The organism is Bacillus pumilus, assembly GCF_024498355.1.
Lineage (GTDB): Bacteria > Bacillota > Bacilli > Bacillales > Bacillaceae > Bacillus > Bacillus pumilus_P.
This window is the reverse complement of sequence record NZ_CP101833.1, coordinates 2,702,794-2,718,012: the sequence shown is the minus strand read 5'-3', so window position 1 is coordinate 2,718,012 and position 15,219 is coordinate 2,702,794. Positions and strand designations below refer to the sequence as shown.

Annotated in this window: 19 protein-coding genes and 1 tRNA gene; 18 read left to right on the top strand and 2 right to left on the bottom strand. The window is 41.0% G+C overall.

What is annotated here, in order from left to right:
* The first annotated feature begins 25 nt into the window (after positions 1–25).
* The 18 genes from NPA43_RS13925 to NPA43_RS13840 all read left to right on the top strand — a co-directional run bounded on the left by NPA43_RS13925 (position 26) and on the right by NPA43_RS13840 (position 14,447).
* Positions 26–163, top strand: coding sequence for a hypothetical protein (locus NPA43_RS13925; protein ID WP_099727155.1), 138 nt, complete (start codon positions 26–28; stop codon positions 161–163).
* 1 nt (position 164) lies between these two features.
* Positions 165–4,259: a transglycosylase SLT domain-containing protein gene (locus NPA43_RS13920; RefSeq protein WP_256499681.1), complete on the top strand. Its 4,095-nt coding sequence runs from the start codon at positions 165–167 to the stop codon at positions 4,257–4,259.
* On the top strand, positions 4,252–4,920 hold the full coding sequence (locus NPA43_RS13915; RefSeq protein ID WP_099728782.1) for a LysM peptidoglycan-binding domain-containing protein: 669 nt from the start codon (positions 4,252–4,254) through the stop codon (positions 4,918–4,920). The genes NPA43_RS13920 and NPA43_RS13915 overlap by 8 nt, the downstream gene beginning before the upstream one ends.
* Positions 4,921–4,931: 11 nt before the next feature.
* A complete protein-coding gene (locus NPA43_RS13910; RefSeq protein WP_099728781.1) occupies positions 4,932–5,942 on the top strand; it encodes an XkdQ/YqbQ family protein in 1,011 nt (336 codons plus the stop codon).
* Positions 5,939–6,205, top strand: coding sequence for a DUF2577 family protein (locus tag NPA43_RS13905; protein WP_099728780.1), 267 nt, complete (start codon positions 5,939–5,941; stop codon positions 6,203–6,205). The genes NPA43_RS13910 and NPA43_RS13905 overlap by 4 nt, the downstream gene beginning before the upstream one ends.
* Positions 6,206–6,219: 14 nt before the next feature.
* Positions 6,220–6,642, top strand: a complete 423-nt coding sequence (locus tag NPA43_RS13900; RefSeq protein ID WP_256498962.1) for a DUF2634 domain-containing protein — start codon at positions 6,220–6,222, stop codon at positions 6,640–6,642.
* Positions 6,635–7,684 (top strand): baseplate J/gp47 family protein, encoded by a 1,050-nt coding sequence (locus NPA43_RS13895; RefSeq protein WP_256498961.1) that lies wholly within the window; start codon positions 6,635–6,637, stop codon positions 7,682–7,684. Before NPA43_RS13900 ends, NPA43_RS13895 begins: the two co-directional genes overlap by 8 nt.
* The gene (locus tag NPA43_RS13890; RefSeq protein ID WP_256498960.1) at positions 7,668–8,591 is read left to right on the top strand and encodes a YmfQ family protein; all 924 of its coding nucleotides are present in this window, start codon (positions 7,668–7,670) and stop codon (positions 8,589–8,591) included. The genes NPA43_RS13895 and NPA43_RS13890 overlap by 17 nt, the downstream gene beginning before the upstream one ends.
* 11 nt (positions 8,592–8,602) lie before the next feature.
* The gene (locus NPA43_RS13885; RefSeq protein ID WP_099728776.1) at positions 8,603–8,986 is read left to right on the top strand and encodes a phage tail-collar fiber domain-containing protein; all 384 of its coding nucleotides are present in this window, start codon (positions 8,603–8,605) and stop codon (positions 8,984–8,986) included.
* A 15-nt stretch (positions 8,987–9,001) separates the two neighbouring features.
* Positions 9,002–9,880 (top strand): hypothetical protein, encoded by an 879-nt coding sequence (locus tag NPA43_RS13880; RefSeq protein WP_327925383.1) that lies wholly within the window; start codon positions 9,002–9,004, stop codon positions 9,878–9,880.
* A gap of 10 nt (positions 9,881–9,890) precedes the next feature.
* On the top strand, positions 9,891–10,220 hold the full coding sequence (locus tag NPA43_RS13875) for an XkdW family protein (protein WP_099728774.1): 330 nt from the start codon (positions 9,891–9,893) through the stop codon (positions 10,218–10,220).
* Entirely contained in the window at positions 10,217–10,390 is a 174-nt protein-coding gene (locus NPA43_RS13870) for an XkdX family protein (protein ID WP_099728773.1), read from the top strand. The genes NPA43_RS13875 and NPA43_RS13870 overlap by 4 nt, the downstream gene beginning before the upstream one ends.
* Positions 10,391–10,397: 7 nt before the next feature.
* Positions 10,398–11,525 (top strand): pyocin knob domain-containing protein, encoded by a 1,128-nt coding sequence (locus tag NPA43_RS13865; RefSeq protein ID WP_256498959.1) that lies wholly within the window; start codon positions 10,398–10,400, stop codon positions 11,523–11,525.
* Between the two features lie 61 nt (positions 11,526–11,586).
* Entirely contained in the window at positions 11,587–12,798 is a 1,212-nt protein-coding gene (locus NPA43_RS13860; RefSeq protein WP_256498958.1) for a hypothetical protein, read from the top strand.
* 30 nt (positions 12,799–12,828) lie between these two features.
* On the top strand, positions 12,829–13,041 hold the full coding sequence (locus NPA43_RS13855; RefSeq protein ID WP_012011023.1) for a BhlA/UviB family holin-like peptide: 213 nt from the start codon (positions 12,829–12,831) through the stop codon (positions 13,039–13,041).
* Between the two features lie 11 nt (positions 13,042–13,052).
* Positions 13,053–13,316, top strand: a complete 264-nt coding sequence (locus NPA43_RS13850; protein WP_099728770.1) for a phage holin — start codon at positions 13,053–13,055, stop codon at positions 13,314–13,316.
* A 19-nt stretch (positions 13,317–13,335) separates the two neighbouring features.
* Positions 13,336–14,139 carry a peptidoglycan recognition protein family protein gene (locus NPA43_RS13845; protein ID WP_256498957.1) on the top strand — a complete coding sequence of 268 codons (804 nt, stop codon included), beginning with the start codon at positions 13,336–13,338 and terminating at the stop codon, positions 14,137–14,139.
* Between the two features lie 119 nt (positions 14,140–14,258).
* Positions 14,259–14,447, top strand: a complete 189-nt coding sequence (locus tag NPA43_RS13840) for a hypothetical protein (protein WP_256498956.1) — start codon at positions 14,259–14,261, stop codon at positions 14,445–14,447.
* A 53-nt stretch (positions 14,448–14,500) separates the two neighbouring features.
* Here the strand turns inward: NPA43_RS13840 and NPA43_RS13835 are convergent.
* Positions 14,501–14,573 (bottom strand) — tRNA-Ala (locus tag NPA43_RS13835).
* Positions 14,574–14,645: 72 nt separating this feature from the next.
* Positions 14,646–15,203, bottom strand: coding sequence for a transcriptional regulator GbsR (gene cudC / locus NPA43_RS13830; protein WP_256498955.1), 558 nt, complete (start codon positions 15,201–15,203; stop codon positions 14,646–14,648).
* Positions 15,204–15,219: the final 16 nt, after the last annotated feature.

Sequence of the window (15,219 nt, the reverse complement as noted above, 5' to 3'; positions counted from 1 at the left end):
GGAAGCGGTGTTTTTATATTACGCCATGCACGAGCTTCACTACTCCCCATCTGAACTCCTTGATTTATACGAAGCACCAAGACAATTCAAAGCCTTCTTATTTGGACTCATCGGCTACAAACTAGAAATGCTAGAAAAAGAAGCAAAGAAAGGAGGGAAATAAACTGGCGAAACTCACTGCACGATTTGAATTAGAAGACAAAGTGTCGAAGAAGCTTTTACGCATTCAGAAACGGTTTCAAACGTTTGAACAGCAGCTCAAGCCCTTTAGAAAACCGATCAAAATAAGCCTAGAAATGGATGAAAAGAAGTTAAGAAACTTCAATGTATCGATGCGTAAATTTTCAGTATTATCGATAAGTCTAGATCAAGGAATCTATCGTGATTTAAAATCATTAACAAATCAATTGAACAACATACCAAATCATCTTGTCATATCCATTCAAGCAAAGGGATTAGATTTCATTAAGTCTAGTATGGATCGCTTGAAAAAAGCAGGAACAAGTCCACTTCTGATGACATTTAAACTAAACGATCAATTGTCAGGAAAAATATCATCGATCAAAAAATCAATCCTTCAGCTCATGAACAGAACATACTATATGAGATTAAACACGGTTGATCAAGCCACCGCTGCGATTCAACGAATCAAAAAGACACTAAAAAGCTTGACGATGTCTAAACACGAAATCAAAGTGTCTGTTCAAGACAATGCAAAGAGTAAGTTGAAAAAACGAGATCGGGCCGACTCGGTTGTTAAAGAAAAGAAAATAAAAAAGGAACCTAATGCAACAGCCGCTACGAAAACGAATGAAAACAAACAAAGCTGGTTGAGGAATTTGGGAAACAAGGCGATAAAGGAAATCGAAAAGTATGCAGGTGACGTTTCAGATAAATTGAAGGAAAAATTGAGTCCTAGAAACTTTTGGGACAATAAGGCACTTCCTTGGATCGAAACGAAAATGGATGAGTATAAACAAGAAGTGATTGGACGAATCCGTGAGAAGATTAAAATTAATTTTGAAGAAAAGCTAGATCAATTGGTGAGTAGTGGATTAGATCGCCTCTTCGGTACAAATAACCAATCAAGTGAAAATAACAGTACCCCTGCAGCGCCAACAACAGCGCCAACACCAACAAATCCAGCCCCTAAAACTCAGCCGCAGCCGCGGAGTGGAAAAGGTTTGTTTCGTAATAGTTGTTGCCCTTGTTGTGCTAGAGGATTAAGCAGGAGAGGATCTACTAGAACTAAAAATAGAAATGGTCGTTCGCAAAGACAGCCAACAAATCCAACTGGTACAACTAGAGTAGAAAGAAATAGAAGACCTCCAAATAGATTAGGAAAACTGAAAACAAACGCAGGTAAGCTTTTTGGTAAAATCCCTAGTGGACTGAAGAAAAGCGCAGGTATAGCGGCTTCTGTTGCGGGGCTTGCTGGTTTGATGAAAGGTAGTGGAGGATTAAGTGGGTTAGGAGATGCACTTAAAAATATAGGTCGAGGAAGTAGCAAGCTATTAAAGAGAGTGCCTATCTTGGGGAACTTATTAAGTGCAACAGATTTAATAGGAACAACGAAAGAAAACGTTGGAGAAAAAGTAGGTGGCTTCTCTGGAGGTCTTGCAGGAGGAGTTAGCGGAGCTGCAATTGGCCAAGCCCTAATTCCAATACCACTTGTAGGAGCTGCTGTTGGTGGTGTTGCTGGAGGCATAGCCGGAGCTTTTGGTGGATCGAAACTAGGGGAATTATTTGATACATCAACATTAAAAGAGAATATTTCAAACACTTTATTTAATGGAGAATGGTGGAGTGAGAAGTGGGGAAGTGTTAAAACTTCCGCAGAAAATTCTTTAGGGAACTTAAGTGAAAAATGGGAAGATATAAAAACTACAGCATCTAATACGCTATTTAATTCAGAATGGTGGGCGGAACAAGCTGGGTACATTACTGGAGTTTTGGAATCCACTGTCTTTAACGGAGAATGGTGGGGAGAGAAGTGGAATAACGTAAAAGAATGGACTCAAGAAAAATGGGACAGTGCAGTTGGAATATGGGATTCTATTAAAGGAAAACTTAGTGAGACCGTCTTTAACGGAGAATGGTGGGGAGAGAAGTGGAATAACGTAAAAGAATGGACTCAAGAAAAGTGGGACAGTGCAGTTGGAATATGGGATTCTATTAAAGGAAAACTTAGTGAGACCGTCTTCAACGGAGAATGGTGGGGAGAGAAGTGGGATAACGTAAAAGAATGGACCAAAGAAAAATGGGATGGTGCCGTTGAGATATGGAATTCAATTAAAGGAAAAATTAGTGAAACTGTTTTTAATAAAGATTGGTGGGGGGAGAAGTGGGATAACGTAAAAAGTTGGTCTAAAAGTAAGTGGGAACAGTCAAAAACAATTTGGTCAACTGCAAAATCAACTATTTCTTCTACTCTATTTGATAGAGACTGGTGGTCAAGGAAGTGGAGTGATGTACAGGCTTGGGGTAAAAATATTTTAGGAGATACATGGGATTTAATCAAAAGTACAGGTGGAAAAATTGTTGGGAAAGTTGTTGTGGCAAAGCAAAAAAATCAAAAAGCTTTTGAAAAAGGGAGGAACAACGGACGCAAAGATTTTAAACCTGATACTAATGCCACAGGAGGCTATATCACCCAGCCAACCTTATCATGGGTCGGTGAAGCTGGTAATGAATTTGTCATTCCGACTCAAAATAACAGAGGACGCGGGAAGATGCTGCTTGCACAGGCGGCTTCTCACCTTGGAATGTCTGTTGTGCCAAGCGGAGGTGCAGCAAATCAAGTGTCAAGCTCCCAAGCTACTACAACTTCGCCATCTTCTGTCAGTTCAATTGGCGGCTCGGTCTCAATGAATGGGAACATTCAAGCTGCCGGCATAGGTAAGCAATTTAATAACGAGTTTGAACAAGGGTTAAATCATAAAGTGATCTCTCTTGATCAATGGAAGCAAAAGAATATTCAGCAGCCATTTGGTCAATTGACATCAGACTCAGGAAACTATGGTGAGCAAACGGTTTCTGCTTTTGCGAATGGTCAGCAGATGACACCAACAGGAACAGATAGCTTTTTGCAAAATCGTGTAAAAGCACCCTATCAGCAAGTGATGACAGCCTCAACAAATTGGGGTTCTGGAACTGTTACTGGTTTTGCAACAGGTCAAAATGCCACATCAATTGGCACAAGCCAATACGTAGATCAACACGTCAAACAACCATTCCTGCAAGCAAAACAAGAATCAGCAGGCTGGGGTTCAGGAATGATCGATGCCTTCAACAGCGGCATGCGTTCGAAAGCAAGTGAAGTCACACAAGCTGCCAAAGAAATGGCGAAGAAAGTAGAGCAGGCGTTTAGAGAAGAATTAGACATTCATTCACCTTCACGTGTCATGATGAGTCTTGGGAAATTTGCATCGATTGGTGTAGTCAAAGGTCTTGATTCAATTGATGTGAAAAAGTTCGCTGAAAATCAGGCTGGTTCATTAATCGGTGCCTTCAGCGGTATGGGTGCTTCAGGTCTCAGTGTTCAGCAATGGCTCATGGCTGCTTTAACGGCAACCGGTACATCGATGAGCTGGCTACCTGGTTTGATGACCATTGCGCAGAACGAGTCACGTGGCAACCCGAAAGCGATCAACCTATGGGATTCTAACGCCAAGAGAGGAACGCCGTCAAAAGGATTAATGCAGACCATTGGACCAACATTTAACTCCAATAAAGGCAAAGGCATGAATGATATTTGGAACCCAATTCATAATGCCGTAGCAGCCATTAACTACATTAAGGGTAGATATGGAACAGTCTTCAATACGCCGGGATTACGGAGTATGAGAAGAGGCGGTCCTTATAAAGGCTACGCAAATGGCGGGCTGATTACGAAGGAGCAGGTAGCTAGAGTCGGTGAAGGGAACAAACGCGAATGGATTATTCCAGAAGAAAGAGGCATTCGCGGGAGATATTTATTGACGCAGGCAGCCAAGGCGCTTGGGATGCAAGTATATGATCCATCAAATGCATCTGCTCCTTTACCAGAATCACAGATGCAGCAAGTGACCTCAGCTCAGTCAGTTGGCAATACAACATCGTCAGGTACTAAACAAATCACCATTCAATTCAATGGAGATCAGCATTTCCATAATGGACAAGACCAGCAATCGCTTGTCGAAAAAATTAGACAAATGCTCGTAGACGAACTGGAAGTAGAGCTTCATACAGGAACGAAGGGAGTCGTGATCGATGGGTAAGTCAGTGTATCAATTGTGGATTTCCCAAGGAAAGGATAAGTTGCGATTCCCTGTCCTTCCATCCGAACTCGAAATCACAAATCATGTACAAAATGAAACAGTGAAGGTCGCCTCTTTTGGAGAACTGACCTTTATTGATGTACCAGCAGCTAAACAAGTATCATTCACATCATTATTTCCTAAGAAATATTCGCCGATTGCTGAATATAAAAGCATTCCATCACCAGAGAATGCGATAGCGAAAATTGAACGAATGATGCGTTCGAAAAAGTCCGTGCGATTGATTGTTACAGGGACAAAAATCAATATGACGTGCAGCATTGAAAGCTTCACCCACAAGGAAGGGTCATATGATATTGGTGATCGTGAGTTTACGATTCAGCTAAAGGAATACAAAACCGCTTCGCCTAGGAAAATCAAACGAAAGAAAAAAGCGAAACAAACCAAAAAGAAAAGACCCTCAAAATCACCACCAAAATTGTATACCGTCAAAAAAGGCGATACCTTGTGGGCCATTTCAGGCCGGTTTTATGGCGACAGTACAAAATGGCGGCGTATTTGGAATGCGAATAAAGCAGCGATGATTAAACGAAGTAAACGCAATATTAAACAGCCGGGACATTGGATTTTTCCTGGACAAAAATTGAAAATACCACAATAGGGGGGCTGACATTGATTGAGCTTTTTGCCATCAGAAGCGGCACCATGTATGAGCTTGTCACAGAGAGTGTGACACTTCAGGGGCAAAGGTATCAAGCCCCTCGCTCTATTCAGGCAAATATTATCACAAAGCAAGGCAGTCAAACATATTACCGTGTCTCAGAAGGGGACACGGTTCTTTTTAAATGGAAAGGAAAAGAACTGTTCAGAGGCATTGTGTTTTCCCGGACACCTGTTGAAGGCAAGCTGACCTTTACCGCATACGATATGCTCCAATATTTAGTGAAAAACCAAGATGTATATATTTTTTCGAATCAAAGAGCAGATCAAATCTTGAGACGGATTGGAACTGACTTTCAAATTCCAATGACCTCCATCGCAAATACAGGACATGTCATGAAATCACTGGTCTTTAAAAATGACACGAGCTTGTATGACATCATTCTGAAAGCATTGAAAGAAACGAAGCGGCAAACCGGCAGAAACTATCAAATTTATTCTGCTAAAGGCAAGATGGGGCTGAGAGCTTGGCCCGATCCAGAGGACGTATGGGTCATTGAATCAGGCGTCAATCTCATCGGTTATCAGTACAGCACCTCCATTGAAGAGACAGCAACACGCGTAAAGATGCGCACGTCTGTAGATGAACAGGGGAAGAATAAGAAAAAAGGCAGCAAATCAGATCTTGTGGTGATCGAACAGGATAAAGCAGGTCAGAGTAAATACGGCATTTTACAGCATGTTGAGACGGTAACAGGTCAAATCAACCAGCCGCAGCTTCAAAAAAGAGCCAAAGTACGGTTATCAGAGAAGAAAGGCGTTAAACAAGAAGTGAAAAGCATACAAGCGCTAGGAATTCCCGAACTGCAAAGCGGTCTCCCAATCTATTTGAAAATCCCTGAAATCAACGTAAAAAAAACCTACTGGATCGATCAAGACAAGCATGAATTCAATGGAGTAAAACACACCATGACCATTGATGTTGTTGAGAAAAATTCCATGCCAAAGGGTGATCAAGCGTGAGATTCAGTGAAGCGATTAAACGATTAGCAGTTAATGCCGTAGACGCTGCCTCTCCAATTGATCTTGTCATTGGTGAAGTCACGGCGGTTTCACCACTTAATATCCGATTAAATGAAAATCATAAGCTGATCATTCCAGAAGAATTGCTTATTTGGCCGAAGCGCTTAAATAAGGGTGAGGATGATGAACTAAAAGCGGGAGACAGTATTATGGTGCTCGCAATGGCAGGAGGGCAGTCCTTCTACATCATCGACAAATTGTAAGGGAGGTGATGAACGTGGCACTTTCACCAGAGGAAGAAATCGAGGAAACAGAAGAAGACGAAGAGGTGGAAACCTCAAAGACGTATCGCTTAGATTTTGAACATGGCAGGCTGACAAACGAAACCATTTCAGGCATAGAGGCGATCCGGCAATTCATTTACATGACATTGCGGACAAAGCGTTATGCACATCCTATCTACAGCCACGACATTGGCACTGAAATTCAGGAGCTTTTGACAGATACAGAAGCCACGGATGAATACAAAGAAATGGAGATTCCAAGATTGCTAGAAGAAGCACTGATCGTTGACGAGCGGATTGATCATATTGGAGAGATAGAGGTCACGAAGCAAAATGACTCGTTTCACGTCAAACTAGCCATCGTCACAGATGAGGGCACATTAGAAATAGAGGAGGTGATGGAGGGCGATGTTTGAGGAACAAACGTATGAAGCATTGATGGAAAGAATGCTAGACAGACTGCCAGATGACGTGGATAAAAGAGAAAACAGCGTGATTTGGAATGCCTTGGCACCTGCTGCTGCTGAACTGGCACAGTCCTATATTTGGCTTGATCAAGTATTCGAGCTTGTCTTTGCTGATACAGCGCAGGGAGAATTTTTAGATCGACGGGCTGCTGAAGTAGGGATTGAAAGAAAGCCAGCCACTAGAGCAGTTTGGTCAGCATCCATTCAGCCAGAGAACATCAACATCCCAGCTGGCTCACGTTTTTTTATTGAAGATGTTTATTTCCAAGTTTCGAAGGATGGCACGCTGGAATGCGAGACATCTGGTACAGCCGGAAATGGCCAATTAACAGGTCAGCCGCTGCTATCCCTTGATACGATTCCAGGACTTGAATCAATGATCATGAAAGAACTGGTGATACCAGGACAAGAGGAAGAAGATGACGCTTCTTTATATGATCGATACTTAATACGCGCAAGGCGAGAGGCTGTCAGTGCTAACAGAGCGCATTATAAAAAATGGGCCGAGGAAGTGACCGGTGTTGGCAGAGCGAAAGTGTTCCCGCTTTGGAATGGAGAAGGAACGGTCAAAATTGTCATCACAGACGCCAATTTAGATGTAGCATCAGATCTCCTTGTCAAAAGGGTACAAGAGTATATCGATCCATTGCCAGGAGAAGGAGAAGGGCAAGCTCCTATTGGTTCAAAAGCAACTGTTGAAAGCGCCAAGTGGCTGGATATCGACATAGAAGTGGCAGTCGAACTTCAAATGGACTGGACCCTTGAAGGAGCGCAAAAAGAAATAGAAGAAAAGGTTAAATCGCTATTAAAATCAATCGCATTTGAAAAGAGTACCATTCGAATGTCCGCATTAAACGATATTCTGTACCATTCAGAAAGCGTGTCAGATTATGCAAACGTCTTACTGAACGGTGAGTCGAAAAACCTAGTATTACAGGACATTGAGATACCGCGTCTTAGGCAGGTGAAGGTTATTGAGCAAACAGGATGAAATGAAAAGCTACTTGCCGCCGTATTTTACAGAGATTTATGAAGTGGATCATTTACTAAAGACAGAGGCGCCGGAGTTTGAGCAATTGGACGAATCTATTTTTGACGTAACGGATCAATTCTTTCCTTTAACAGCGACGTGGGGATTGAATAGGTGGGAAAGAATACTCAAGGTGCAGCGGGAATCAGATGATTCAATTGAACTGCGCAGGGCACGCTTACTCAATATGATGTCGAATATTCCGCCGATCACGTATCTTTCATTAGAGAAATCAGTGAATCGATTTCTCAAGAATCCAAGTGCCATCATCCGTCTCACAACCAATCGCTATCATTTCGCTTTACGTGTGAACCTAGATGATCTGCAAAACACAAGATATATTGTAGAAATACTTGAAACGGTAAAGCCAGCGCACTTGGCGTATACGTTTACCGGCATCCATCATACCGATGTTCATGAAAAAAATGAACATCACCAGAGGCTCACATTGCGAAGCAGAGTGGGTTTTTTCGATCATATCCCGATTTTACTCAATGGTGAATTTGTATTAAATGGTACGTTCTACCTCAGCGGGATTCGAGGCACAACGGATGTTCCTGCTCGTTTTCGGCATTCGTTGAAAATGAGAATACCGCTTGAACATGAGCCGGAAACAACATATCGCATGAATTATGTCATGACTGGGGCAGCGCATGAAACGAAGCAAGCACAAGCACTGACTTTGCACGCAAAGAACCAGCTTCCGCATCACACCAAAAAGAGGATGACGTTCCGCCTGCCAGTACAAGTTCAAAATGAACAGAACGGCAGCGTACTGATCAAGGATCACTACTGGATTCTCGATGGATCTATTCCGCTTGACGGGTCAAAAATGCTAGCAGCAACTTCTAAAAAAATAGAGCTATAAGGAGGATCACAATGGCTGATCAATTAACCGTAACAACACTGTACGCACGTCAACAAATGGCAAAGGCAAGAGCAGAAGGAACAAATCTCACAAAAGTCGTCAAAATGGCATTCGGAAACGGGGGAACAAAGGATGGAAAACCGATCTCTCTTGACGGTACAGAACAAACACTCAAAAAAGAACTAGTTCAAAAAAACATTGATTCGTTTACCTTTATGGAACCAGCAAAAATCCGCTACACCTGCACAATCGCCGAAGGAGAACTAGCAGGAGAAGTCATCAACGAAATGGCACTTGTCGACGAAGCCGGCAAATTCACCGCCATCCGTACCATGACAGACAAACAAAAAGACGGCGACATCGAATTCGTTTTTGAGATTGATGATATTTATTAATTGGGGGAAAAAAAAGTGGACATAAAATCACCCTTACCGTTTGAAACCTCAGACAAAGCCCATGCTAATTTGTTTAATCGGGTGGTCGACACACTTGTGGAGAATGACAATGCACTCAGTAGACAAATAGCAGGAATCACAAATGAAAGTTTATTCAAATTAACAGGAGATCAAGCCATTCAAGATGCATCAGTCAGCGGCGAGGAATATCCAATAGGCATTACGTTTATGGATATTGGCCAAGCCAATGATACGGGATATCCTACGAGATATGGCTTTGTGAAAAATGAAAAATATAGTAACTTTCGATTTGTTCAATACTACTATGGGACTGGAAACGAAGCAGGCAGTTATTTTGATAGCACAGGTACGTGGTGCAGGCATTGGTGGACCGGATCTGGCTGGACAGAATGGCATAAAATCTCTGGTTTTCTCCATACCAATATTGGGACAACTGGTAAGCAGTTATTAACCAAAGGGGAGAACCAAAAAGTCCTCTTTAGTAGGAAAATAAAAGATAGTCATAACAATTTTGATACTATGAATAATCGATTTATTTGTCCAGAAAATGGAATGTACTTGGTGAATGCAGGCGTATATATTGATAGCTTTCGAAGATACTGTAACTTTGAATTATCTATCTATTTGAATGGAAAAAGATATAAAAATATTGCGCATCACCGACAGAGTCCCGCAAGCCCATCTGATACATCGAGCTTAGGCGTGGGTCTATATGGTGCTGCCAATGTTCCGGCGAATAAAGGTGACTATTTAGAAATTTATTTATATATAGGATATGACGGAGATGTTAGTCGCTATGTATCTGATAATCCAGGTTGGTACAACTATTTCGACATTATGGAATTAGGCGGACGAAATTTCCCAAGAGTGTAGGAGGATTCTGATGATTTTATATGAAGCCATTAAGTATAAATATCCCGATGCGGAACCGCAAAGGGATTTTGAACTAAGAAATGACGGTGCTGGCTCGTATATAGACGAATGGCATCTCGATGTGCCTAAGCCAACGACTGAAGAATTGATAGAATGGTGGGAGAAAGCTCAAATGAATCCACAATATCAACCACCTCTTCCACTTGATTTTCTAGCGCAGGAAGTAGCAAAAGAAAAGTTGACGAGAAAACAGCTTGAACACCAATGTGACCTTTTAACGAACGAACTGCAGGCACTAAAAAATCAGATCCTTTTATTTAAAGGAGAGAATGAAACATGAATTATTGGGTAATGGCATTATATTTTCAATGGGTGACACCTAAAATGGTCAAGCAAGCGATTGAACTAGGTGACTGTTCAATTGAAGAATTAAATGAAGGCTGTCAGCAAAGGATGCTCACTTTAGAGCAACTACAAGAGATCGATCCAAGCTTCAAAGCGAAGGAGTGAAAGCTAAATGGAAATAAAAGAACCAAAACCTTTTGAGGTAAATGATAAAGCGCATGCTGATTTGTTCAATGACATGGTCAAAGTATTACTTGAAAATGATACTGGACTATTAGAGCAGCTCACAAACCATACAAATGATACGAGACCACATATATCTGAGGCAGAAAAGAAAAAATGGAACGATTCGCAGAGCTATAAGATTACAGCAGATAATGGGAATCAGCTAATCAATGTGCAGGCCAATGCAAGGATCTTTGATGCGATTAAAGATAAAGGAACATGTACATTTTATGCAGCTGCTGGCGTCGAAGATTCTCCTACACCAACTAATGTCTCGATAAGGGGTCTGCAGACAGTAGGTGAGGAGAATATTGGATCTGGCTTTGCGATTGATAGTTCAGGTAATGCTTATTTTTTCAGTTATAATGCCGGGCATACATCTATGACATGGACAAAGCTGCCTACTGAAAGCGATAAGAAAAGGTGGGACAACGGTCAGCTAATAAAAATTACACAAGATAATGGAAAGCCCTTTTATCATGGATTTGCTAGTGAGACAGACTATAATACCCTTACTCAGACAGGAATGTATCTCATATATAATCCTGGAGTAAACGGTCCACCATCCTTTAATCTAGTCTTTTTACTGGTCATGAGTTACGGCAATACATTAATACAAATAGCGTACGAATCTGTTTATGGGAAAAACACGTACTTTAGAGTTCGTAAACAGGATGCAGAAACATGGACTCCTTGGGAGAAGCAGATTACCCTATCAGATCTATTAGAAGGTACTTGGGAAACACCTAAAGAGTTTCGTAATAATTGGACGGAATATAACTCTAGTACGATGCCAGTGAAATATCGCAAGAATCTTTCAGGGGAAGTTGAGATCGTAGGTGCTGTAAAAGGGGGAGATTTAGGAAATAAGCCAGTTTTTATTTTGCCTAAAGAATATTGTCCAAGACAGGCGCATTTTTTTATAGGAGTCGCTTCAAGTATAGGGACTTCAGGAGTGCCTCAATTCCACCGTACGTTAATTGATAAAGATGGAAATGTGTGTGTGCAATCTTCTTCAAATAACGTCAATCCAACTGAGTTTATTACATTTGGTTTTAAGTTCAGTACAAGATGAATGAAAAGGGAGTTTAGCTTAATGAACGGGACGAATGAAATAAATAAAAAGGGGAAACACCATGGAGATAAAAACACCTCGTACATTTAAAACCACTGATAAAGCCCATGCAGATCTGTTTAATGACACGGTTAAGGTTATTCTTGACAATGATGTTGGACTGTTGGAGCAAATCAATCTGCATAAAGGAGATCCAAAGCTACATGCATCCGAAGCGGAAAAGAAAAAGTGGAATGAATCACAAAGTTATAAGATTACAGCAGATAATGGGAACCAGCTAATCAATATTCCAGCCAATGCAAAAATCTTTGATGCGATCAAAGATAAAGGAACGTGTACATTTTATGCAGCTTCTGGAGTCGAAGATTCTCCAACCCCAGCGAATGTTTCATTACGAGGTTTACAGACAGTAGGTCAAGATAATATTGGAACTGGTTTTGCTGTAGATATTGCGGGTAATTCTTATAGTTTTTACTATAATGCTGCTCATACCGCTATTAATTGGACAAAGCTTCCGTCAAACGCTGAAAGAAATAAATGGAATGAAGGGCAACTTTCCAAGATCACTTCAGACAATGGAGGGGTGGTTGTATCTGTTTTTGATGGTGAGGATTTACTTGAAAAAATTGTTTCTTTAGGTCCAAGACATGGAACATTTTATGTTACAGGAAAAGCATTAAACACTCCAACAACAAGGTCGTGTCGTGGTATGTATCATTTTACTTCTCAAGATAGCAATGGGAAAGGAACATTTGGGTGGGTCATGGCAATAGATTATAACAATTACATGTATACAAACTACCTTGACTTAAATTTGGGATGGCAAGGTTGGAAACGAGTTTTAACAAAGGAGGATATGGATAATACTTCTTTTATTGATACGTATGATCTAGATAATTCCTCCGTTTCAGCTGCTGAAAATGTTCCAACAAAACTGAATTTTGGCGAAACAAGGTCAGATGATTTAGAAGAATATAATCGTTCACGGTCTGAAATCACATTGGAAAATAATGGTCTGTATTTAATTAGACTTTATCTTAATAGCAACAACATCACTGTTGGATCAGATAGTATTTTGTCATGCTATGTGAATGGGACAGAATTTCAACGTTTAGGAAATTGGAATCCTGTCATCTCATCAAGTATATGTGTATTGTACCTTCAACAAAAGTTTAAAGCGGGAGATAAGTTAACATTTTATATTACACCCAAAAATACAGGGAGAACGATTACGGTAAACAGAGCTTATATCACCTTGTCACAACTAAGATAATACATTTCAAAAAGAAAGTGGGTGAGCAAATTGGAAGTGGATGTCGTCCAAAACTTAATGACACAAGGCCCATTTGCCGTTCTCTTTTGCTGGATTCTGTTTTATGTTCTCAATACAACAAAAGAAAGAGAAAATAAGCTCAATGCACAAATCGAGGCGCAAAATGAAGTGTTAGCGAAGTTTAGTGAGAAATATGACGTCGTCATCGACAAACTCGATAAAATTGAACGGAATTTAAAATAGGAGGAAAAATCATGAAAACATTCGACAAAGGCACTGTGATTCGCACAGTGCTTCTTTTTCTTGCACTCATCAACCAAACACTTGTAATGTTTGGGCAAACAGTTTTGCCGATTAGTGAGGAGCAAGTGCAAACCGCAGGAGAGGCACTTTATATTGCAGGTTCCACGATTTTCACCATGATCACAGCAATGATCGCTTGGTTTAAAAACAATTATGTGACCTACAAAGGACAGCTGCAAAAAGATGCCCTGAAACAAAGAGGGCTAACAAAATAATATTTGAAGGAGAAACAACATGGTAAAGATCATTCAAGCATACATCCCAAAGCACAATCGCAACAGGCCAGGAAACGTGATGAAGCCGCTCTATATTACAGTGCATAATACATCTAACACTGCAAGAGGTGCAGATGCGGCGAGTCACGCAGCATTTGTTGCACGTTCAAGTACCGGCGTCAGCTGGCACTACACCGTCGACGATCAGGTGATTTATCAGCATTTACCATTAAACGAAAACGGCTGGCACGCTGGGGATGGCAGAGGAACCGGCAATATGAAATCAATTGGGATTGAGATTTGTGAAAACGCAGAGGGCAACTTTGAACAAGCAGTTGAAAACGCCCAATGGCTCATTCGAAAGCTGATGGGAGATTTCGGGATTCCTTTATCAAATGTGGTGCCTCATAAGCATTGGAGCGGGAAAGATTGTCCAAGGAAACTGCTCGGACGGTGGGAGCAGTTTAAAGCTGGAATAGCCATAGCTCATACTGGCAGCAAAAGCACAAGAAAACCAGTTCAGGCAGAAAGCTTGAGCCACAAAGCACCCGTCTCCAAACAGAAATCGTCAAAGCTGCCATCTAGCATTTTAAAAGTAACCAAACCCTTAACAAAAGGACCTCAAGTCACAGCGGTGCAAAAAGCATTATCTTCCCTGTATTTTTATCCGGAAAAAGGAGCCAAAAACAACGGGATAGATGGCTATTATGGACCGAAAACAGCGAATGCGGTTAAGCGATTCCAGCTCATGAATGGATTAGTTGCAGACGGAATTTACGGACCGAAAACGAAGAACAGAATTGAACAATTGCAGAATAAGTGATAATCCATAACATGCTATCAGCAAGTGGAGAGTTTTTACTTGCTGATAGCTAATAAGAAGTGACATCGTTTATGATATAATCAACCAAATCATTGAAGCTTTCATAAGGGGAGAGAAAAATGAAAAAAGAACTGTGCCAAGTCATCATGTTTTCAGGGCTACTCATTTATTTCATTTATAACGGAATGACGAACGATTTCCCTCTGTCTTACACAATCATTCTCATCACGGCTTATGTCTCTGTGATCACGTACCGAATCATAAAGATATTAAGATTAAGAAAAAACAAAGAACAAACACAACTTTAAGAGATATATACATAAAAAAACCATCCTTGATCTCTCAAGAATGGTTTTTCGTATGGAGCATAGCGGGATCGAACCGCTGACCTCTACGCTGCCAGCGTAGCGCTCTCCCAGCTGAGCTAATGCCCCGAAGTGTTACGACATAATTTATTATAATCAATCCTCCTGTAAAATTCAAGCTGTAAAACGAAAATACGTCGTCTATTTTTCTTTCTGATTAATCGGTATATAGTCAAAGATTTCTCCGGAATGAACAGAGTGGGCTAATCGTCTGAGCCAGTCATAATAGGCTTTTGAGCTTTCAAGTTGTTCAAGGATCTGCTGCGCCTCATCTCTCACATGTTCCTCTATCTGCCCATCACGAGCCACATCTTGAAGGCGCTCTTGCGCTTCTTCAATCGCCGCTAAATTGACTTCGACCTCTCGCTCCCATTTTTGCGGGAAAAAGTTCATGAAAAACTTAAAAAAGTCTTTCTCAGCAACAAAGCTATGTTTTCTTCGGCCGCGGTGAAAGGTTTTTTTGACAATATTCATGTCTTGAAGTTTTTTCACACCCGTACTCATACTTGGCTTACTCATTTGCAGCTCTTCACGCATTTCATCTAGCGTCATTTCCTCATTTAAATACATTGTCCCATATAGGATACCGGCACTTCTTGTAATACCATAGAGATCCATCGTTTCAGCTATGGAATCAATGACTAGATCTTTAGCCGCTAAAATGCGTTCTTCTGCTTGTGGCTGTTCATGCTTTTTCATCTTGTCCCTGCTTTCT